The 21,016-nt window shown below is 52.2% G+C and carries 25 protein-coding genes; 16 read left to right on the forward strand and 9 right to left on the reverse strand.

Annotation, left to right across the window (positions count from 1 at the left end):
* Window positions 1–29: 29 nt before the first annotated feature.
* On the reverse strand, window positions 30–887 hold the full coding sequence (locus AC5E51_RS04745; protein WP_491778196.1) for a copper resistance protein B: 858 nt from the start codon (window positions 885–887) through the stop codon (window positions 30–32).
* An 8-nt stretch (window positions 888–895) separates the two neighbouring features.
* Entirely contained in the window at window positions 896–2,776 is a 1,881-nt protein-coding gene (locus AC5E51_RS04750) for a copper resistance system multicopper oxidase (protein ID WP_491778197.1), read from the reverse strand.
* Window positions 2,777–2,960: 184 nt separating this feature from the next.
* On the opposite strand from AC5E51_RS04750, the gene AC5E51_RS04755 reads away from it, so the two are divergent.
* From AC5E51_RS04755 to AC5E51_RS04780, 6 genes are all read left to right on the forward strand, one after another.
* Entirely contained in the window at window positions 2,961–3,653 is a 693-nt protein-coding gene (locus tag AC5E51_RS04755) for a heavy metal response regulator transcription factor (protein WP_068435003.1), read from the forward strand.
* A complete protein-coding gene (locus AC5E51_RS04760; RefSeq protein WP_491778198.1) occupies window positions 3,640–5,079 on the forward strand; it encodes a heavy metal sensor histidine kinase in 1,440 nt (479 codons plus the stop codon). The genes AC5E51_RS04755 and AC5E51_RS04760 overlap by 14 nt, the downstream gene beginning before the upstream one ends.
* Window positions 5,076–5,480, forward strand: a complete 405-nt coding sequence (gene merR / locus AC5E51_RS04765) for a mercury resistance transcriptional regulator MerR (protein WP_068435007.1) — start codon at window positions 5,076–5,078, stop codon at window positions 5,478–5,480. Before AC5E51_RS04760 ends, merR begins: the two co-directional genes overlap by 4 nt.
* Before the next feature lie 71 nt (window positions 5,481–5,551).
* Entirely contained in the window at window positions 5,552–5,911 is a 360-nt protein-coding gene (locus AC5E51_RS04770; RefSeq protein WP_068435077.1) for a mercuric transporter MerT family protein, read from the forward strand.
* Window positions 5,912–5,940: 29 nt separating this feature from the next.
* The gene (merP, locus tag AC5E51_RS04775) at window positions 5,941–6,228 is read left to right on the forward strand and encodes a mercury resistance system periplasmic binding protein MerP (RefSeq protein ID WP_068435009.1); all 288 of its coding nucleotides are present in this window, start codon (window positions 5,941–5,943) and stop codon (window positions 6,226–6,228) included.
* 67 nt (window positions 6,229–6,295) lie between these two features.
* On the forward strand, window positions 6,296–6,511 hold the full coding sequence (locus AC5E51_RS04780) for a GDCCVxC domain-containing (seleno)protein (RefSeq protein WP_286838972.1): 216 nt from the start codon (window positions 6,296–6,298) through the stop codon (window positions 6,509–6,511).
* 66 nt (window positions 6,512–6,577) lie between these two features.
* Here the strand turns inward: AC5E51_RS04780 and AC5E51_RS04785 are convergent, their stop codons facing one another.
* From AC5E51_RS04785 to AC5E51_RS04805, 5 genes are all read right to left on the reverse strand, one after another.
* A complete protein-coding gene (locus AC5E51_RS04785; protein ID WP_491778199.1) occupies window positions 6,578–6,979 on the reverse strand; it encodes a heavy metal-responsive transcriptional regulator in 402 nt (133 codons plus the stop codon).
* 34 nt (window positions 6,980–7,013) lie between these two features.
* The gene (locus AC5E51_RS04790; RefSeq protein WP_286838969.1) at window positions 7,014–7,610 is read right to left on the reverse strand and encodes a cytochrome c biogenesis CcdA family protein; all 597 of its coding nucleotides are present in this window, start codon (window positions 7,608–7,610) and stop codon (window positions 7,014–7,016) included.
* A 9-nt stretch (window positions 7,611–7,619) separates the two neighbouring features.
* Window positions 7,620–7,913 carry a hypothetical protein gene (locus tag AC5E51_RS04795; protein WP_068435015.1) on the reverse strand — a complete coding sequence of 98 codons (294 nt, stop codon included), beginning with the start codon at window positions 7,911–7,913 and terminating at the stop codon, window positions 7,620–7,622.
* 291 nt (window positions 7,914–8,204) lie between these two features.
* Window positions 8,205–8,516, reverse strand: coding sequence for a heavy-metal-associated domain-containing protein (locus tag AC5E51_RS04800; RefSeq protein ID WP_068435017.1), 312 nt, complete (start codon window positions 8,514–8,516; stop codon window positions 8,205–8,207).
* Window positions 8,517–8,543: 27 nt separating this feature from the next.
* Window positions 8,544–8,765 (reverse strand): hypothetical protein, encoded by a 222-nt coding sequence (locus AC5E51_RS04805; protein WP_297533578.1) that lies wholly within the window; start codon window positions 8,763–8,765, stop codon window positions 8,544–8,546.
* A 17-nt stretch (window positions 8,766–8,782) separates the two neighbouring features.
* Here AC5E51_RS04805 and AC5E51_RS04810 point away from each other — a divergent pair, with 17 nt between their 5' ends.
* From AC5E51_RS04810 to AC5E51_RS04820, 3 genes are all read left to right on the forward strand, one after another.
* Window positions 8,783–10,630: an efflux RND transporter permease subunit gene (locus AC5E51_RS04810; RefSeq protein ID WP_297533577.1), complete on the forward strand. Its 1,848-nt coding sequence runs from the start codon at window positions 8,783–8,785 to the stop codon at window positions 10,628–10,630.
* A gap of 76 nt (window positions 10,631–10,706) precedes the next feature.
* Window positions 10,707–11,021: a P-II family nitrogen regulator gene (locus AC5E51_RS04815; RefSeq protein WP_068435018.1), complete on the forward strand. Its 315-nt coding sequence runs from the start codon at window positions 10,707–10,709 to the stop codon at window positions 11,019–11,021.
* Window positions 11,022–11,094: 73 nt separating this feature from the next.
* Complete coding sequence (locus AC5E51_RS04820; RefSeq protein ID WP_068435019.1) at window positions 11,095–11,976, forward strand: cation diffusion facilitator family transporter; 882 nt, start codon at window positions 11,095–11,097, stop codon at window positions 11,974–11,976.
* Between the two features lie 38 nt (window positions 11,977–12,014).
* On the opposite strand, the gene AC5E51_RS04825 is transcribed toward AC5E51_RS04820, so the two are convergent.
* Both AC5E51_RS04825 and AC5E51_RS04830 read right to left on the reverse strand, forming a co-directional pair.
* Window positions 12,015–12,437: a putative metalloprotease CJM1_0395 family protein gene (locus AC5E51_RS04825; protein WP_068435020.1), complete on the reverse strand. Its 423-nt coding sequence runs from the start codon at window positions 12,435–12,437 to the stop codon at window positions 12,015–12,017.
* 239 nt (window positions 12,438–12,676) lie between these two features.
* The gene (locus tag AC5E51_RS04830; protein ID WP_068435022.1) at window positions 12,677–13,222 is read right to left on the reverse strand and encodes an aminotransferase class V-fold PLP-dependent enzyme; all 546 of its coding nucleotides are present in this window, start codon (window positions 13,220–13,222) and stop codon (window positions 12,677–12,679) included.
* 60 nt (window positions 13,223–13,282) lie between these two features.
* Here AC5E51_RS04830 and AC5E51_RS04835 point away from each other — a divergent pair, with 60 nt between their 5' ends.
* Genes AC5E51_RS04835 through AC5E51_RS04865 form a run of 7 tightly spaced genes read left to right on the forward strand, consistent with a single transcriptional unit; the run spans window position 13,283 to window position 20,999 of the window.
* Window positions 13,283–16,192 (forward strand): insulinase family protein, encoded by a 2,910-nt coding sequence (locus tag AC5E51_RS04835; protein WP_491778200.1) that lies wholly within the window; start codon window positions 13,283–13,285, stop codon window positions 16,190–16,192.
* A complete protein-coding gene (locus tag AC5E51_RS04840; protein ID WP_491778201.1) occupies window positions 16,193–16,948 on the forward strand; it encodes a DUF3450 domain-containing protein in 756 nt (251 codons plus the stop codon).
* Entirely contained in the window at window positions 16,948–18,267 is a 1,320-nt protein-coding gene (locus AC5E51_RS04845; RefSeq protein WP_491778202.1) for a MotA/TolQ/ExbB proton channel family protein, read from the forward strand. The genes AC5E51_RS04840 and AC5E51_RS04845 overlap by 1 nt, the downstream gene beginning before the upstream one ends.
* Complete coding sequence (locus tag AC5E51_RS04850) at window positions 18,264–18,779, forward strand: MotA/TolQ/ExbB proton channel family protein (RefSeq protein ID WP_068435028.1); 516 nt, start codon at window positions 18,264–18,266, stop codon at window positions 18,777–18,779. The genes AC5E51_RS04845 and AC5E51_RS04850 overlap by 4 nt, the downstream gene beginning before the upstream one ends.
* On the forward strand, window positions 18,779–19,180 hold the full coding sequence (locus AC5E51_RS04855; RefSeq protein ID WP_068435030.1) for an ExbD/TolR family protein: 402 nt from the start codon (window positions 18,779–18,781) through the stop codon (window positions 19,178–19,180). Before AC5E51_RS04850 ends, AC5E51_RS04855 begins: the two co-directional genes overlap by 1 nt.
* Entirely contained in the window at window positions 19,177–19,797 is a 621-nt protein-coding gene (locus AC5E51_RS04860) for an energy transducer TonB (RefSeq protein WP_491778203.1), read from the forward strand. The genes AC5E51_RS04855 and AC5E51_RS04860 overlap by 4 nt, the downstream gene beginning before the upstream one ends.
* Complete coding sequence (locus AC5E51_RS04865; protein WP_491778204.1) at window positions 19,794–20,999, forward strand: hypothetical protein; 1,206 nt, start codon at window positions 19,794–19,796, stop codon at window positions 20,997–20,999. The genes AC5E51_RS04860 and AC5E51_RS04865 overlap by 4 nt, the downstream gene beginning before the upstream one ends.
* The last annotated feature ends 17 nt before the right edge of the window (window positions 21,000–21,016 follow it).

Below are 21,016 nucleotides of genomic sequence, written 5' to 3' on the forward strand. Positions count from 1 at the left end.
AAGTCATGTTGACCAGACAATGTTAATTATTAAAACCAGAACCTGAGGCCCGCGACGATCTGGGTGTCAGAGCGATCATCGCCTGCGGCGCGCCGGTAATCCGCTGTATCGCCATAAGTGCTCGTCCATTCCACTCCAATGTAGGGGGCAAATTGACGGCTGAACTCATAACGCAGACGCACACCTAACGCGAGATCCGACAGGCCGGAGCCTAAACCATTTTCCGGGTCGTCCTTGCCGTACAGATTCAGCTCAGCGCGGGGTTGTAAAATCAGGCGTTGTGTCAGCAATAATTCATATTCAGCTTCAGCGGCTAGTGCGGTCCGACCGTTGTCGCCCACATAGGCGGTAACATCCAGTTCAAACCAATAGGGGGCAAGCCCTTGTAGACCCAGCGCCAACCATTGGCGATCTTTGCCTTCGTTATATTGGTCAAATCGCAGGCCAAGTTGGGTATCAAAATAGGCGTTCAGCGCATGACCCCAGAGCAGATCGGTGGAGCTTTCTTCCAGGGTGCCATCTGCAATATCACCTTCCGCCTTGATGACGAGTCGATCGAAGGTGGTGCCGTACCATGCCTGGAGGTCGTAAACTATGGTTTCACTACCGGTTTTACTGTCTTCCTGGTATTCGAAACGGTCACCTAGTACCGCCCAAAAGCTATGTTCATCGGCCAGCTTCAGTTGTGGCGACCCTGATTGAACGTAGGGGCTAGCGGTCAAACTAAAACCATCCGAGTAGGCGTGAGGGTCGCGTGCGTCAGCGGGTGCGCTACCACCTTGCGCTTTCTTCTCGCCTTGATCCATCTGTGCAAGGACAAAATTCGCGTGCAAACTGGTGGCAAATAGCACCAACACTGCCAACCAGTTCATAGTCTTCATTTTCATTCCCATTCTCATGACACTACCACCTCACGGAACATGCCCGCATCCATATGAAACAGCAGGTGGCAATGCCAGGCCCAGCGGCCCAGGTCATGCGGTGTAGTTAAGTAACTGATTCGTTGGGCGGGCTGTACCGGTATAGTATGACGACGCACCCGCAGTTCCCCCTGATCAGTTTCCAGTTCGCTCCACATGCCGTGCAAATGCATGGGATGGGTCATCATTGTGTCGTTTTGCAGGATGATTCTGACCCGTTCATTATGGCGCAATGATACCGGCGTACTTTTGCCAAATTCGAGCCCGTCAAACGACCAGCTGTAACGTTCCATATTACCGGTTAGGTGGAGTTCGAGTTCCCTCACGGGTTCGCGCTGGTCATCCAAAATGCCGTCAATGGATTTTAAATCTGCCAGAGTTAGTACGCGATGGCCCTGTGGTCGTAGTCCTTTTTCGCTTAGATCTCGAAGGCCTATGCCAGGATCATCCAAAGTAGTACGGGGTGTATTGACGCGCTGATCGACAGATGGGCCATACTCCGTGCGTGCGTGGCGCACGGTAGACGAGGGCTTGGCGAGAGGACTGCGTGTGGCCTGGTTCATACCCGGCATACTTTGGCCGCTGTGCTGGCTGTGATCCATTGCCATGCCACCGTGCATGTTGGAGTGATCCATGCCCCCCATATCCATATTACCCATGCTCATCGCACTGTGATCCATACCTTTTTGGTTCATTCCTTGGTGACTCATGGCGCCCATCATATCGGCCATGGTCAGCCATTCCACCGGATCAAGTGTTGGTATGGAAGCCGACAAGCCTTGGCGAGTGGCCAGTGTGCCTAAAGCATAACCGCTACGCTCCATACTTTGTGCAAAGATGGTATAAGCATCGTCTTTAGGTTCTACTAGCACATCGTAAGTTTCACCTGGACCAAAACGGAATTCATCGATGCTTACTGGCTCAACATCTTGGCCGTCCGATTGGATGACGGTCATTTTTAAGCCGGGAATGCGCACGTCAAAGAAGCTGTTACTGGCAGCATTGATAAAACGCAGTCTTACTCGGTCTCCTTTGTTAAACAGTCCCGTCCAATTGCTAGCAGGAGCAGTGCCATTCATTAAATACGTGAACGTAGCCGCCGACAGATCGGCTAAATCCGTTGGATTCATACGCATCTGATTCCACATCTGACGCTTTTCCAGTGCGGCTTGCAGACCCATGTTCGAAACATCACGGGTAAAATCAAAAAACGTAGGCTGGCTGAAGTTGTATATATCGCTTTGTACTTTTAGTTTGCTAAAAGCATGCATAGGGTTCTCGTCTGTCCAGTCAGAGAGCTGCACCACGTGATCCTGATCGGTGTGATGTCTTTCACCTGCGCGGGGCTCGATGATCAAAGCGCCGTACATCCCCGTCATTTCCTGAAAACCGGAATGGCTGTGGTACCAGTAGGTGCCGCTCTGGCGCAGCTTAAAACGGTAGGTAAAGGTTTCGCCTGGGGCGATGCCTTTGAAGCTGATACCTGGCACACCGTCCATCTGATAAGGCAGCAGGATGCCGTGCCAGTGAATGGACGTTGAAACTGCCAGGCGATTAGTCACGCGGATTGTGACCTCATCACCTTCGCGCAAGCGCAGGGTTGGGGCCGGGATTGATCCATTGATGGTCGTGGCCATCCGGGTGACACCGGTAAAATTGACCGGCGTCTCTGCGATGACCAGATCAATTTCACGCCCGCTGAGCACGGGTGCTGAGCCAAGTGAAGTCGTGCTGCTTACGGCAGCCTGCAACCAGGACGGTGTGGCGGCCAGTACACCACCAGCGGCCAGGCCCTGCACAAATCGGCGGCGACTCAGCTGCCAGGACGGCTTGGGTTGGGGAAACCATGAGGTCATTGGTCAATCTCTTGTTAGGGAAATATTGATTGTTCCATATCTTGGTCCCGCATACTAGCCAGGCATGCCTGACACCCGCATGACTCCAGAATGACAAAGTTGTAATCTGTGTGTCATCTTTCTGTGGGTAAGCCTAGTTTAGGCTGTTTCCAAAGTCATTCTGCAAATACGGAGCAGGGTAACCATGCGGCTATTGGTGGTCGAAGACGAAATCAAGACGGGTGATTATTTACAGCAGGGCCTGACCGAAGCGGGCTTTATGGTCACGCTGGCACGCAACGGTCTGGACGGGCATCACCTGGCAATGACGGAAACGTTTGACCTGCTGGTGCTGGATGTCATGCTGCCGGATGTGGATGGCTGGCGCATTGTGCAGTCACTCCGTGAGGCGGGGCGTCAAACGCCGGTACTCTTCCTGACGGCTCGCGACAGCGTCGATGATCGGGTCAAGGGGCTTGAGCTGGGAGCGGACGATTACCTGGTCAAACCCTTCGCCTTCGCCGAGTTATTGGCCCGAGTTCGAACCCTGTTGCGTCGCAGTACGGTACCGGTAATCACGGATCAGATGCGCGTCGCCGATCTCATTCTGGATTTGCCGCGACATCGGGCTATGCGTACGGGTCGTAAAATTAACCTAAGCCACAAAGAGTTTTGTCTGCTGGAGCTGCTTGTCCGTCGACAGGGTGAAGTGCTACCGCGTTCGCTGATTGCCTCGCAAGTGTGGGACATGAACTTTGATTCCGATACTAATGTGATCGATGTGGCCATCCGTCGCCTGCGCTCCAAGATAGATGACGATTTTGAGCCTAAATTGATTCACACGGTAAGGGGGATGGGCTACAAGCTGGAAGTGGATGACGAGCATGATGTGGAGTAGTCGTCTTGGCAAGCATCCACTATCGCTAACCGCCCGGGTGATGGCCTTTGTTGCCCTTGCCATTGGGCTAAGTCTTCTGGTGATTGGTTATCTGGTGGACAACGCGGTCAAGCGCCATTTCGCCGAACAGGACGCTGACGAGTTGGAGGTCATGACAAGGGCTGTGGATCGAGCCTTACGCAAAACGGGTGACGGCTCTTCACACTTGGGTGAGGCGTTGTCGCACGCGATATCGGGTCATCACGGTGTCTATTTTCAGGTCTGGGATAAGGAAAAGCGCCTGATTTACGGCCCCTCAGCGAACGATTTTGCAAAACCTATTAATACCTTTGCCCCGGTGTCCAGTATTCAGGTTGGCAACGTATATCACTGGCAGGGAGATGGGAAAACCTACCGGGGAACCATCACGCAAACCCAGGTGGGTGGCCAAGAATACTACATCGTTACCGCCATTGACATGGATGCTCATATCCAATTTCTGGAGAATTTTCGTCGTAGCTTATGGCTTATCATGTTACTCGCAGGCATGGTGACGCTATTGGCGGCCTGGTATGGTGTGCATCAGGGGCATGCGCCACTGCGCGGGTTGAGCGAAGCCATGCGTGAAATACAGGCTGATCGCCTGCATGTTCGACTTGATTCCGAGGCGGTGCCTGGGGAACTTCAAAATCTCGTTTCTTCATTCAATTTTATGCTTGGCCGATTGGAAGACAGTTTTGCCCGCTTGTCCCATTTCTCCGCCGACATCGCCCACGAATTGCGCACGCCTCTTACCAATATCATCACCCAGACTCAGGTCGTTCTGGGAAAGTCACGAGGCCTGGTTGAATACCGCGAACTGCACTATTCAAACCTGGAAGAATTGGAACGCTTGGCAAAAATGGTCAACGACATGCTCTGGCTGGCTCAAAGCGAGCATGGACTGCTTAAGCCGGTATGGGAGTCACTGGGTATGGCTCAGGAAGTCCGTAAGCTATTTGATTTTTTTGAGGCGCTGGCAGAGGAAAAGCACATACAGTTAATGCTGGAAGGACAGGCGCCGAAAATTAAGGGTGATCGTGCCATGCTGCGGCGCGCCATGTCCAATCTGTTATCCAATGCGATACGCCACTCACCCGAGGGAGAAAGCGTGAAGGTTCGTCTGGATGTGTCGGACGAAGGGCAGGTTTTACTCAGCGTACAGAATACGGGGCCGGAAATTCCCGCAGAACATTTGCCCAGAATTTTCGACCGTTTCTACCGGGTTGATCCTTCACGTCAGCGCCAGAGTGAAGGGGCTGGATTGGGCTTGGCGATTGTTAAGTCCATCGTGGAAGCACACTACGGCAGTATCGGCGTGTCTTCAGATTACGGTATGACCTCCTTTTCGATCTGCTTTCCACAAGCGGCTATTAATTGGGACTGCGAAGAAGGGGCTTTGCCATGAGTCTATTTTCCATCGGAAAATTAGCGCAAGCTGCACAAGTCAGCGTCGAAACCATCCGCTACTACGAACGCCGTGGCCTCATCACTCAGCCTCCAAAACCGGCTCAAGGATACCGCACTTATACCAAGGCCACCTTGGCACGGATTTTATTCATCAAACGTGCCCAGGAACTGGGCTTTACTCTGGAGGAGATCGAAAACCTCTTGGTACTGGGCGAATCCCATTGCTCGGAAGTCCAGGAGTTGGCGGAAAGTAAACTGGTCAGCGTGCGGTCAAAAATCAACGATTTGTGCCGCCTGGAGCGTGTTTTAGAGGGTTTAGTCACCCAGTGCCGCTCCAATCCCGACAACACAGCCTGTCCGATTGTGGAGTCGTTACAACCTGACAAAGACCTCTCCTGAGTCGGACTTGACTCCGTACCGAAGTACGGCGTTTACACTGGCTTCATTGAATGCATTCCATGGAGTCCGCCATGCCCGCAAACGACGAGTTCGCCAAAAATAATCTACCCCTGATCGGCGGGGTGCTGGCTGCTGTTGGCGCCAGCCTTTGCTGCATCGGCCCGTTCGTTTTACTCACACTGGGGATCAGCGGGGCCTGGATCGGGAACCTGACTCTGCTGGAGCCCTATCGTCCCGTCTTTATCGCCATCGTGATGATGCTATTGGGTTGGGCGGGCTGGCAGATCCACCGGCCAGTTGAGGGCTGCGAGCCGGGCACCGCCTGCGCCGTACCGCAAACGCGAAAACGCCGACGGGTTATTTTCTGGATCATGGCCATCATCGCGTTGGTTCTTGTCACCAGCAGCTACTGGATTCCCCTGATGGTTTAAAAATGCGTTGCCCAAGACTGGAGTGAATCATGCACAAAATCACAATAGCCCTTGTATTCACCATCACCAGCCTGTCTGCCTGGGCTAAACCTCAGATTGTCACTCTGAACCTGCCAACCATGAACTGCGCCATGTGTCCGATCACGGTCAAGAAGGCCCTTAGCAAAGTAAAAGGCGTCACCAAGGCCGAGGTCAGTTTTGAACACAAGCAGGCGGTGGTCACTTTTGAGGATACTCAGACCAGCGCAGGGAAACTCATTGAAGCGACCACCAATGCCGGTTATCCCTCAACCCTTGTGGAAACAGAAACGCCATGACAAAACGACAGGAAAGGCGTTTTGCACAGCTCAGCTGCCCGAAGGGTGGCGTACAGGGAAGTACGTCATGACCTCAAATGTGATTTTAGATTCAGAATTGACCTGTCCGAAATGTGGCCATAAGAAGCTCGAAACCATGCCGACGGATGCCTGCCAGTGGTTCTATGAGTGCGAAGGTTGTCACGCTGTACTTAAACCCAAACCCGGTGATTGTTGTGTGTATTGTTCTTACGGTTCGGTACCATGCCCGCCTGTTCAACAAGAGGGGCGTTGCTGTTCTTAGAGAACTCATATTGACATTGTACGGTTCAGGCCGGATTGTTCGCGGTAAAGTGCTTGAGTTTTTCTTTCATTGCTCACTCGTTTCGCCGTCGAAAGACTCCAGGATTGGACAACCCTTGTCACTGGAACCAAACAGATTGGTGAGCAGTCGCAGTTCGTCCCGCAAAGTGGTCAATTCCTCCAGATGATGTTGAATGTCTTCCAGCTTGTGATGCGCCAGTTCCCGGACTTTGGGCTTGGCTTTTTGCGGGTTTTCCCGAAACTGAAGTAGCTGTTTGATTTCATTCAGGCTAAATCCCATCTTTTGCGCCCGCTTGATAAAGCGCAGTCGTGAGAGATCTTTATCGAAATACAGTCGGACTCCAGCATCATTGCGATGTACTTCGGGCACCAGTTTGATTTTTTCGTAATAACGCAGGGTATCAGCACTGATTTCCAATGTTGCGACCACTTCACCAATTCGCATCATGATTTAAAACCAGAAACAGCCATGAGCCACTTTTTCATAGTAAATAACTTTCATTGAGCAGGTAAGCCCCAATGGCCATTAGCGTGATGCCTCCTGCAATCTCAAAACCACGACGCCAACACTCGATGGTTTTCAGGTTTTCCAACCAGCCGATGCTGATAGCACCCACGGCAAGCGGGATCACCCGACCGAGAGCGAACGCCAACATCAACAAACCACCATAAAAACCCGATCCGATCGAGGCACTAACACCGAGTCCGATCCATAACCCCGGCGAACAGACCGGACAGATCCCGACCGTAAACGGCATACCCAATAAGAAGGCTCCCCAGAGCGTCGCCGCGCGTTTTCCCCGCAATGGCAACCAGGGTAACGGAATTTTCAACCAGCCCGTCCAGAGCAAACCCAGCGCTGCACCGATACCTAACACCACATGGGTGAGTATGAGCCCGGCGGCAAAGGCCAGGCCATAACTGACCGCCTCACGAAAAGCGCGTGCGCGAGTGACGTAGGCCAGTACAACAGGAATGGAGGCGAAAGCCACCGGCATAAAGCTGAACAGAAAACCAGCCAATAAAGCCGCACCCAGACCGGCAACTCCGCCCATTTGCATCCAGGCTGTGGTATCCATCAGTGCGCTTTACCTTGAGGTGCTGAAGGCTCCTCCAATCGCTTCAGAATCTCCTGACTTGATCTCTTGATAGCGCACCCGGTCGTCGTTCAATTCAGCGATCACCGCTTTTGCCAGCGCTTTTATTTTCTGACAACGACCGCATCCGGAAGCCGTCAATACTTCCACTAAGACTGACTGGCTTTCAGTTTCTGCGCTCATGACAGGCTTTGCAACCACAAAGTGAGCGGCAGCAAGGCGTAAGCCGCAAAAAGGGAAAGCAGAAGTATCACTGTACTCGCCCACAATACTGCCTTTTGCCATCGCAAGCGGTTTTTGTCCGCTAGAGCGCAGACTTTGATCCGATGCAATCGCCAGTAGCTATAAACTAATGCGGCAGCGGTTAAGGAAAATGTGACGACTTTGTACTGCGACAATGTCGTTAACCAAGGCATCACGGCCACCATCGAAGCCACAGCGCTTCCGAGCCCAGGCGCGACCAATACAATTGGTAGCGCGCAACAGGTGGTACCGATAAGCGCGAGCCCCAGGCCGCTGAAAAGAGAGGTATCGGTTTTCGCCTGTTCAGTGTTCATCGAAATCTAATCATTGCGATCATTCTTTTTGAGGCTTTACGGGTTGCACCTGGAATTGGCGCAAGGTAAACCCGGCGTCATTGATCAAGGTTTTAAGCGATGCTTGATTCATGGGTTCCAGCGTGTCCGCCTCAAAGATCACCAATCCATCATTCAATTTGATAATCACACTGGATTTATCTACGCCATCAAGCGCTTTGATTTTCTTTTCGATCCCGTAGGCACAATAAGGACAGGCCATGCCATCAACATGCAGCTCATAGCGCCTGTCAGCCGCCTGCGCCATAAATGAAAGCATCATTAATGCTGCAATAAGTAAACACTGTCTCATGGTTAAACTCCTAAAACGGTTGTCTCTTTACAGGTGCCATTCCAGCTCAATTTTGGCACGGTAGTCGTCTTGCTCCTGATCGGCGGACAAATCATCGATGACGGGCAGTTGTAAGCCTGCCTTGAACGCAAAATTCTGATGTGTCCACATCAAACCGGGCGACAGAAACCATTGGTTCCCGCCCAGGTGCCTTTCCACACTTCCCGCGCCATTGTCGAAAACTGCATTTTGCGGCTGGCGGGGCGCCACACCATCTTGGGCGCACCTTGAAATTGGACGAGCGCTTTCAAACGGTGTTTGCTGCCACTCGTGAGGTCTTCACCCCGAGTTTAATCAGCGTGCTCGTGGTAATTCTGGTGAATCTGCCCATTCTGGCGCTGACCGGCGTGGAAGGAAAAATGTTTACCCCCATGGCGATGGCGGTAATCATGGCACTGTTGTCCGCATTGGTGTTGTCGCTGACCTTCGTTCCTGCGGCTGTGGCACTTGTCATGCGCGGACACATTGAGGAGAAGGAAAATTTTATAGTTCGTTCTTCCAAGTGGCTTTACGCACCAGTATTGGCGTGGGTCCTGAAGTTTCGCGTTTGGGTGCTGTCAATGACCCTGATATTCGTGATTATCGTAGGAACACTCGCAACTAAAATGGGGACTGAATTTATCCCGAACCTGGATGAGGGTGATATCGCCGTCCAGGCGTTGCGAATACCCGGCACCAGCCTCAGCCAATCCCTGGATATGCAATTTCGCCTGGAAAAAGCCGTGCTGGAAATGCCTGAAGTCAAAACCTACTTCTCGCGTGTCGGAACCGCTGAAGTCGCCAGCGATCCCATGGGGCCCAATATCTCTGATGGCTATGTCATGCTGAAAGACAAAAGTGAATGGCCTGATCCCGATAAAACCAAAGCCCACCTGCTGGAAGAAATGGGTGAAAAACTTTCGTTGTTGCCCGGCAATGCCTATGAGATCAGCCAACCGATCCAGCTTCGATTTAATGAATTGATTTCAGGTGTCAGATCGGATTTAGGGATCAAGGTATTCGGCGATGATTTGCAGCAACTGTTGAAGTCGGGAAGCGAAATCGCCGCTGTACTGAACGGTATAGAGGGCGCTGAAGGCGTAAAGGTGGAACAGGTGTCGGGCTTACCCATTTTGTCAGTCGAAGCGGATCGCTCCGCCCTGTATCGCTATGGCTTGAACGTTGCCGATGTGCAGGACGTCGTCGCTGCCGCCACAGGCGGTGAAGAGGCTGGGCTGATCTTTGAAGGTGACCAACGTTTCTCGATCGTCGTGCGCTTGGCAGAACGATTAAGGGCCGACGTGAGCGCCCTGGAGCGTTTGCCCGTACCCTTACCGGGCGGTGGCTATGTGCCGTTGCGTGAGGTCGCCAGACTGACGCTGGCACCCGGTCCCAATCAAATTTCCCGAGAAAACGGTAAACGCCGATTGGTGGTCAGCGCCAATGTTCGCGGTCGTGATTTGGGAGGGTTTGTGGCTGAAGTACAGGGCAAAGTAGCACAGCAGGTCAAGTTACCGCCTGGCTATTGGCTAGCATACGGCGGTACCTTTGAACAACTGCAATCGGCGTCACAACGGTTAAGTTTGCTGGTGCCTGTGACACTGGTGATGATCTTTGCCCTGTTGATGATGACTTTTGGCTCAGCTAAAGATGCCGCACTGGTATTCAGTGGCGTGCCGCTGGCGCTGACCGGCGGCGTCATCGCCTTGTGGCTGCGTGACATACCGCTGTCAATTACTGCCGGTGTCGGTTTTATCACCCTGTGCGGGGTATCGGTGCTGACGGGGGTTATGATGGTATCCGCATTTCGGGACGCGCTTAATCGTGGCGAAGTCATCGAGTCTGCGATTCAGAGTGGAGCTATGCTGAGGCTGCGGCCGATATTGATGGTCGCTTTGGTGGCCGCGCTCGGCTTTTTGCCCATGGCTCTCAACACCAGTACTGGGGCCGAAGTACAAAGGCCCTTAGCCACAGTAGTTATTGGCGGAATCCTTTCTTCTACTTTACTCACATTGTTGGTGTTGCCTGGTTTGTATCGTCTTGCATGGCGAAAACCGAAAGCATTGAATGGAAATGGCGAATCCATTGCACAATAACTGACTAAAGCTCGCGGCATGTGATTCATGCCGCGTGTCGTCTAACGTAACAGCAACACTTTATAGGAATATTCACATGAAACTAATCACGGCCTTCATTCATCATGTACGAACTGCCGACGTAATCGATGCACTACACGATGCAGGCTACAAGAACATGGCAATGCTTGATATCAAAGGCACCTTGAAGCCGTTAGGGGAACAGGAGCTGGCCTATTCGTCCGAAGCTGGCGTGGTGATTTCAGAAGTTCAATTATCACTAGCCTGCGAAGACGAACAGGTTGATGCGGTGACAACTATCATCCGTAAAACTGGAAAAATTGGTGCTAACATTTCCGGATGGGTGTATGTCAGCCCCATTGAGCAGGCGCTACCTATAGACGGTCGTTAACACTCCCGGTGTTGTGCGCGCTGGCTGCGTCCTCACCAGCGCCACAACACCGGAAACGCCTAGCGGAGGGGCTATGCATAATCACGGTCACACCAGCAGTTCACAACGTATTGGCTGGGCGTTTTTTCTCAACCTGGGTTTTACGCTTATTGAAATTGTCGGCGGCCTATTGACCAACAGCACCGCCATTATGGCGGATGCCGTTCACGACCTGGGCGACTGTATTTCCATCGGCCTCGCTTGGTTACTCAGCAAGGTCAGTGAGAAAGACTCTAATACTGATTTTACTTACGGATATCGCCGCCTGTCGTTATTAGGTGCCTTGATCAATGGCTTGGTACTCATTGCAGGGTCAGCTTGGGTCTTGTCAGAGGCTATCCCAAAACTGTTGCAACCTGAAATGCCTGTCGTCGAAGGGATGTTGGGATTGGCCATTTTTGGTGTCATGGTCAATGGATTCGCTGCGTACAAGCTTAGTCATGGGAAAACACTTAACGAAAAAGTCTTGAACTGGCATTTATTGGAAGATGTACTGGGTTGGGTGGCTGTCCTGATTGTATCCATTGTGCTGCTTTTTGTAGATTGGCCTATTTTAGATCCAGCACTGTCTATCGTTTTTACCCTCTATATCTTGTTCGGTGTAGAAAAAAACCTTTGGAGTACCACTCGATTGTTTCTTCAGGCAGCACCCGACAAAGCACTGTCAGAGTCACTTCACCAATGTCTGTCCACGCTTGATGACGTCCGTAGTGTTCACCACCTACACCTGTGGTCACTCGATGGTGAGCATCATGTGCTTACTGCACATTTGGTATTGCGATGCGCATTAACCTTGGAGCAGCAACTTCATTTGAAAAGGACAATTGCTGATCGTCTCAGAGAGTTCGATCTCGCGCATACGACCATTGAATTCGAATTTGGAGAGGAGGCGTGTCGAGATGCGGGCGTTATCTGAAACCCACGCCGTTGGATTTCATTTGTAAATTCAGGTCATCACACAAGTACATCGACATGGTTACCCAATGTTTCAATCGAAGCGGTATTAATCTCACTTTTTTCTTGTGCAGCCATCATAATTGCTTGTTGAGAGGCTTTACGATCCTGTGGTGTGGGATCAGTGGGTGCCATGGACGCCATTCGTATTAGTTGGGCTTTTTCCAGCGTTGCTTGGGGATCATTGGGTTCAGATGAAGTATCAAACACGACATCATCTGAGACGACATAAAGTTCGCCATCGAGAGAACTATACTGGTAATTGGGTGGTGAACTGTGCTGTGTCGTAACCGTAACGGCGAGATGAGATTCGACATGCCGCTGAATTTGAGTCTGAGAAAGCTCTAATTGTTTGCGCTCATTCGAGTTGTCGCCAGACTTGGTCTCTGTGTCGCGCGCTGAATTGGTAGATGAATTGCTCAAAGGCGCTGATCCAGGGGCAATTCAAGCAACTACAGGACTCGCTGTGATCTCGTAAGAGCCAAATTTGTCGGTTCTTCCACAGGCCTCCTAGAAGTCGGCGGTATTCCTGATTACGCATATCATGCGTAATTGCGCGTAACTTTAAATAATTCTAATAAGATCAATCGGTTATTGACCTCTAAATTACGTGGATAAGGGCTATTGGACGGAAACCTGCGGTTACGATGTGGTCGCGGGACTCAAAACCGTAGGTTTTCGTTCAAATGCCCCCGCTGGTCCATTTTCGCGAGATTTACCCGGGTTCCTGTGGCGTACTGTACGGCTGAGATCGACACCAGACGTGGTGTTTCGGATATGGCCTGAAACAGTTCTGCTTCGGGGTTCTCACCTGCGAGGGAAACCTTGCGGACAATCACCCCCTGATTCTTGAGGGACTCCCAGACAATGGAGTTCGATGGAAACTCTTCATCGGAAATAACAACCGTATCACCTGGACGCCAGTCGATGCCGTAAGCGACAAATGAAAGGGCCTCGGAAGTATTCTTCACCAGGGCGACAGAGTCGACAGGCGCATTAATAAGCCTGGCCAGGTTCAAACGAAGTTGTTTCTCTATCTCCAGCCAGTGTGGATAGTCGGCGGCTCCCTTGGCTACGTTTTCTTCAGCAAACCGGGCAACGGCTTTACTGGCTGATATTGGCCACGGAGCGACAGCAGCATGATTCAGGTACATGCATTGTTCATTGACCGGAAACTCCTGTTCCAGTGCTGAATTCAACTGATCCATTTTAGTGGGTCCTTATCTGCTGTTAAGATGATGGCTGTTTACAGGGATCATGCTATCGACATGTCAGAAACTATGCAGCACTCTTCGTTTAAAAAAGTATCATCTACGCCAGTCGACTCTCTAAATATCGTTATTGAGCACTATGAACACATAAAGACGGGCGCCCCGCATTACCATATCCGTAGCGAGCATGAGGAAAAAGCCTTCCTGCTCGCCGTCAGGACCATGCCGCACGACTCAACCGGTGTGGCGCATATTCTTGAACATACCGCGCTTTGTGGCAGCGAGAAATTCCCGGTCCGTGATCCGTTCTTTATGATGACCCGTCGGTCGCTGAATACTTTTATGAATGCGATGACCAGTAGTGACTGGACTGCGTATCCCTTTGCTTCGCAGAATGATAAAGACTTCCTGAATCTGTTGGATGTTTATCTCGACGCTGTCTTCTTCGCCAATCTTGATGAATTGGATTTTGCGCAGGAAGGTCATCGCATTGAACTTGCCGATAAAGATGACCCGAACTCAGCACTTGAATACAAAGGTGTTGTTTTCAATGAAATGAAAGGCGCCATGTCATCGCCCGTATCCCAGCTTTGGCAGGGGATCAGTGGCGAGCTATTCCCGACAACGACCTATCATTACAACAGCGGCGGTGAGCCCGAGAATATTCTCGACCTGTCGTATCAGGAATTGCTTGATTTCTATCGCAGTCATTACCACCCAACGAACGCCATTATCATGACATTCGGGGATATGGATGTGGCAGACATTCAGTCCCGGATGGATCAGCAGGCATTGAGTCGCTTTGATAAACAGGACAGGCAATTGCGGGTAGAGCCTGAACGGCGTTTTTCAGAGCCTCAACATAAAGAAGCGCTCTACGGCGTTGATTCGGATGACTTGAGTGCCAAAACCCACCACGTTATTGGTTGGCTGTTGGGTGATTCTATTGATCTCGATGCCCAACTTGAGGCTAATCTGCTGAGTCAGGTGCTGCTTGATAACAGTGCCTCTCCGTTGCGTCGGGCTCTTGAGGAAAGTGATCTTGGTACGACACCTTCACCTCTCTGCGGTCTGGAAGATTCTAACCGCGAAATGTCGTTCATGTGTGGACTTGAGGGTAGTGAGCCGGAGCACGCTGAGGCGGTTGAAGCCCTGATCCTCAATACCCTCGAGAAAGTTGCCGAAGAGGGCGTTCCTGTCGAAATGGTTGAAGCAGCTCTGCATCAGCTCGAGCTTCATCAACGCGAGATAGGAGGGGACCATTACCCTTATGGGTTGCAGCTGATCCTGACTGCACTGCCTGCTGCAACGCACTATGGTGACCCTGTTGCATTGCTGAACCTTGATCCGGCACTCGAACGCTTACGTGCTAAGGCATCGTCGCCAGGCTTTATATCAGACGCCGTCAGGCAGCTGCTTCTTACCAATACCCACCGTGTCCGCTATACCCTTAAGCCTTCCAGTACCTTGAATGCCGAAAAGGCGGACAAAGAAAAAGCTCGCCTGGAGAATGAACGTGCGAACATGTCAGACGCCGATATCCAGGCATTGAAGGATAAGGCAGAGGCACTGGAAGCCCGGCAGGCGCAAGAAGATGATCCCGATATTCTGCCCAAAGTCGGCCTTGAGGATATTCGCCCTGAACTGACATATGTTGCGCCTACCGCTGAGCGGTCTGACCGCATCGACACCACAGAATATGTCACCGGCACAAATGGAATTATCTATCAACAAGCAATGCTCAACCTGCCTCCAATGACCCGTGAGCAAATGACCTGGCTGCCTTTCTATACTCAGGCATGGACAGAAGTCGGTGCTGGCGGGAATTCGTATCTGACTCAGCAGCAACGCCAGACAGAGGTGCTGGGGTCTCTGACGTCATACGCCTCGGTGAAAGGCGATGTCAAAGACTGCAATCGTCTCTCGGGTTACCTGGTGATGACGGGTAAGGCGTTGGGGAACCGAGCGGAGCCGTTCTCCGACATGCTTCGTGAAACCTGGAAAAGTGCAGACTTCAGCGAAGAGGGTCGCCTGAAAGATCTGTTAAATCAGGCCCGTGCTCGTAAAGAGCAAGGCATAACGGGCAGTGGTCATGCTCTTGCGATGTCTGCTGCAGCCGCTCCGATTAATCGCACGGCTGACCTGATGAATATGCTCGGAGGGCTTCCGCAGGCTAAGCGTCTGAAAGACAGGACGGAACGTTTATCTGAGGATGGTGCAGGCTTCGTTTCCGAGGCTCTTAAAGATATCAACTCTCTGATCAGCAAAGGCCCGGACTCACTTCTTCTGGTTCATGACGAGCAGAATGCTGCACAACATATTGCAGCGGCGTGCAAAGATTGGGATAATGCGAATCATTATCGAAAAGATTGCATTGATTGGGATCTGTCTACAGCGGCCAGTTATTGGATGGTCGACTCGCAGGTTAACTTCTGTGCCTGGGCCATCCCTACTGTGACGCTCGATCACCCGGATGCGGCTGCTCTTGCGGTTCTCGGAGGGGTGCTTCGCAACGGTTACCTTCATACCGCGATCCGGGAGAAGGGTGGAGCTTATGGTGCAGGCGCCTCGCAGGATTCTTCATTAGGGTGTTTCAAATTCTTCACCTATCGCGATCCTCGCACCGAAGGCAGTTTTGATGACTTCGCGAAATCACTGACCTGGGTATCAGGGCGTACCAATGGCGACGATCTTATTGAGCAGTCAGTGCTGGGGATCATTGGTAGCCTTGATCGACCGGGTTCGCCAGCGGGCGAAGCCAAGCAAGCTTTTCATATGGACAAGTCTGGACGTACACAAGCTGTCAGGCAGCTGTTCCGGGATCGCCTTTTGAAGGTTACCTGGACAGATATTCTGCAAGTGACAGAAAAGTATCTGGTCGGTCAGGATGGTTATAAAGCTGTCGTTGCACCGCGAGGAACTGCAGACATAGCAAGCAAACTCGGACTGACAATAGGAGAGTACTGAGTGAACCGATTTACATTACCACTGGCGGCGAGCATATTGATGTTCCCGCTGGCGGTAGGCGCCGATACAGACTCGGCGTCTAAAATGGTGCTGAAAACAGACGAAAACAGCGCGGCGGTACAGCGAAAGATTAACGCACTGGATGATTCTACCCGGGATAAGCTCGAAGAGACCCGGCAGCTTCTCGCCCGAGCAGAACAGCTGGCGCTCTACAATAGTCAGATGGAAGCTATCATCGCGAATCAGGAAGAAGAAAAATTAAGTCTTGATCAGCAGATTGAGGACATCAACGATACCGAACAGGGTATTCTGCCTCTGATGCAGCTGATGCTTTCGCAACTCGAAGCCGATATCAATGCGGGCCTGCCATTTCTCAAAGAAGAACGAGCGGTACGTTTAGCCAAGCTGAAAGCGTCTCTTGGTCGGGCTGATGTCACTGTTTCTGAGAAATTCAGAAGAGTGCTCGAAGCGCTCCAGATTGAGGTTGATTATGGCCGCACATTAGAGCGATATCGCGAGAATGAAGACGGCAGAGCTTTCGACTATCTGAGAATAGGCAACGTTGCTCTCTATCGTCGTTCACTTGATGCAGGCGAGTCCTGGATGTGGGTAGACGGCGCGTGGCAGTCGCTTTCAGGTGACCTGGTCCAGCCTCTTGAACGCGCTTCCCGTGTTGCGGAACAAAGCGTTGCTCCTCAGTTGATTGTCGTTCCGATGCCCAGTCCAGAAACGACCCGCTTAAAAGGGGGTAAATAATGAGATTTATTACGACCCTCATCTTTGCTTGCATGGCCCAGATTGCGCTTGCCAATACACTTATCGAAAGTGCAGAGCAGTTCAGTAAATACGAGCGGAATTTCGACTCAGCTCGCCTGGCAGCCTTCAAGCAGGATCTAAGTGCTCAGGAACAAGCCCTTGAGCAAGCCCGTGCCTCGCTGGCTGCTGAAGAGAAGCGAGCAGAAGAGCTGCGTGAGCAATTCTCTGATAATGAAGAAATTCTGACGGAGAAAACCGAAGCTCTGCGTATTCGCACCGGCAGTCTTGGTGAAATGTTTGGTGTGGTACGTCAGGTTGCCGGTGACTTGAGAACGATCACCTCAAGCAGTATTACCCGCATCGACGGAACCGACACGCCCGCTGATCTTGATGCATTGGCAGAGTCAAAAGCCTTGCCTGATCTTGGCAAAATTAAGGCACTCTGGCAGACCTTGCGTCAGGAAGCTTCTCTGAGCAGCGAAGTTGCGCAAATCTCAGCGCCCGTCGTTCAAGCGGATGGATCTACAGCAGACGAGCAATCGGTGCGCATAGGTGCGTTTACAGTCGTTGGAACCAGTAATGGCGGCCAATACCTGATTGCAGATGAGCAACTGAGCGCCCTGCGACCACCATATCGCCAGCCCGGTGAGGCATCTATGCTGAGTGGCTGGTTGGGCGGCAGTGGCGTCGCGCTTGTCGGTATTGACCCTTCCCGCGGTGCCCTCCTGAATATCGAGGCAGCCACTCCCTCTATCGGTGAACGAATCCAACAGGGGGGCACGATTGGCTACATCATTATCGCTCTCGGTGTTATTGGCCTGCTGATTGCCCTATGGCGCCTGTTTGCACTCCTGCAGATCAGCGCGGGCATGCGCCGTCAGCTCAGCGACAAGCTGGCCGCGAAAGATGATAACGCCCTGGGCCGCGTAATGATTGCATCTCTCGGTGACCGCACTGATGCCGAACTGCTCGAAGCAAGGCTTGATGAGGCTGTATTGCGTGAGCTACCCGCAATTGAGCGTGGTCAGTCGATCATCAAGCTGCTTGCAGGTATTGCGCCTCTCATGGGGCTGCTTGGTACCGTTACCGGCATGATTGCGACTTTCCAGGCGATCACAGCGTTTGGCTCAGGCGATGCAAAACTGATGGCTGCAGGTATCTCGCAAGCACTGATCACGACGGTGTTGGGTCTGATTGTTGCTGTTCCGTTGCTGCTTCTTCATAGCTGGGTGGCCTCACGTAGCCGCGAACTGGTGCATATCCTTGATGAGCAGTCAGCAGGCATTATTGCTGAGGCGCAGGAGTCGTCGCGCAAATGATCTGGTTAACGGATTTTTTTGAGCGTGGCGGCCCCGTGCTTTATGCGGTGCTACTGACAGCGGTGTTCCTTTGGGCGTTGATCTGCTTGCGACTCTGGTTCTTCTACATAGAGCGTAAGCGATTCTTCGAGAAAATCTCAGGGGACTGGCGCACACGTTCGGACCGCACAAGTCGGAATGCGCGTTATATCCGGAAGGCCTGGATTGGCCGGTTTTATCTTGAAGCCACCCGTACTATGCCATTGCTGGCCACCCTGATCGCGATCTGCCCGTTGCTTGGTCTGTTGGGAACTGTTACCGGCATGATTCAGGTGTTTGATGTTCTTTCCGCTACGGGCACTGGTAACGCACGGGCGATGGCCTCGGGCATAGCTCAGGCGACTCTGCCAACCATGGCTGGATTGGTCGTTGCGTTATCCGGTTTGTATTTTCGTAGTCGTTTTCAGCGATTAGCTGAGCGAAGCCAGCAAGAACTGGCAGATCGACTGCCGTTAAGTGAGGAGTTGGCCTGATGGCTCGCAGACACGTTGCCTCAGAAGGGCAGGAAGGTGATATCGACATCACTCCGATGTTGGATATCGTTTTTATCATGCTGATCTTTTTCATCGTGACCACCTCTTTCGTGAAAGAAAGCGGCGTTACGGTGAGCCGTCCGACTGCCAGTACCGCTGAAAGCAAACAGGGCAGTAACATCCTGATTGCGATTCGTGCGAACGGTGAAATCTGGATCGATAAACGCTCCGTCGATCTCCGCGCCGTGCGCGCCAACACAGAGCGCCTCAAAGCAGAGAGCCCTGAAGGCGCAGTTGTTATACAGGCAGATGAGTTCGCGCCGACAGGCATACTCGTAAAAGTGATGGATCAGGTGCGTCTCGCTGGCGTTACGGATATCTCGGTAGCAGCAACAGAATGATGTCGATTAAACCTCTGATCGCTGCTGTCGGCGGCGTATCTGTCGCGGTACTCCTGTTTCTGGGGATGGCCGTCATGGTCGTACCGCCAGATGATTTTTCGCTGAATCGTGAAGAGCCTGTTCTGGTCGATTTCTCAAGTCGACGTCAGGATTCGGCCTCCGAAACGCGCTCGCGTAAAAAGCCGCCACCACCGCCTGAAGCGCCGGTGACTCCGCAGTCGAATACTCAGGATCAGACACCTGCGCCTGTGACAGCACCGCCATTGAGCCTGAGTCCGCTCAGTCCTGATCTGAGTGTTGGCGATCTCGTGTCGTCATCAGGCTTGCTGGATGGCGTGTCGGTTGCCGACGCAGAGGTCGCGCCCCTGGTTCGCCCGCCTGCAGTTTATCCGGCCAGAGCTAAAATGAGGAATATTGAAGGCAGCGTGACAGCGAGACTAACGATCAGACCGGACGGTACAGTGAGTGATGTAGAAATCATTCAGGCTGAACCTCAGGGCGTTTTTGAACGGGAAGCTATGAGAGCCATGTATCGTTATCGTTTCTCGCCCAAAATGGTTAACGGAGAAGCGGTGACACAAACTGCGACCCAGACATTGGAGTTTTCACTGCAATGAGCCGCTTTATTTATATTCTGTTTGCCGTGTGCCTGTTCTGTTCGGGGCTGACTGTTCAGGCTTCGACTTTGTCTGAAAGGCAGTATCGTTTGCTTGAGAAGGCCCAGGAGTTGGTTGCAGAAGAGTCCTATCAGGAGGCGTTGGCAGAAACCCAGGATGCTGTCGATGATTGGGATTCGGGGCTGGGGTTAGTGCTGATTCTTCAGCTTCGTGGCCAGGTTTATCAGCTCCTTGATCAGACCGAAGATACGCTCAAAGCCTATGAGCGAGCGTTATCCTTAGACGTTCTGGAAGGCACTCGGCGGTCTGCACTCGCAGCTGCAATTGCCCAGCTGTACCTGATTGACAGTCAGCCAGAGAAAGCTCGTGAGGTGCTGGTGCCAGCGCTTGAAGCGCCAGCTGGCGAAGGTTTGAATCATGCCGCTCAGGCGTATGTCATAGTCGCTATTTCCTATCAGATACAGGAACGCTGGAGGGATTCTCTGCCGTGGCTGGTTCAGGCTGAAGCGTACGCGACATCTATTCCCGAGAACTGGCTGACTATGCGAGCTGCGGCTGAATTCCAGATCCGTGATTTCGCGGCAGCAGAAGTTACCATGAAGCGGCTCGTTGAGCGTGCGCCTGACAAAAGGAATTACTGGGTTCAGCTGGCAGCAGCGCAGCAGTTTCAGGAAAAACAGGCTCAGCAGTTGGCGACTCTTGAGATCGCCCATCAGCGAGGTCTGATTGCAGGGAGTAGTGAAGAGCTGCTGATGATTCAGCTGCAGGGTGCGCAGGACATGCCGGCACGGGCTGCACGCAATCTGGAACAACGAATTTCAGAATTGAGTTCAGTGGAGGGCAGCTCTGAAGAAGACTTGGACGATGAACGTCGTCTGTTGAGCGCGTACCAGAGACAAGCCCGCGATCTGGCTGCAGCCGCTGAAACCATGGTTTCAAACGATTCGTCATCTGTTAATGAGGCCATTCAATTGGCAATGATGGACGGCGATTGCGATCTGGTTCGGGAGTTGTCCAGGTCACATACCCGCAAACTTGAAGGCTTAACTATGATTTCGGTAGCTCAGTGCTCTCTGAATGGTAGCGACACCGCGAGTGCAAGGGAGTGGTTTCAGCGAGCCAGCGAAAAGTCCGACAGTGCGGTTATTGCCTCTCAATGGCTGACATATTTGTCGGATCTGCAAAAGGCGGGATTAAGGTAGGTTACTACCTTAATCTC

Source organism: Thalassolituus sp. (assembly GCF_984348125.1).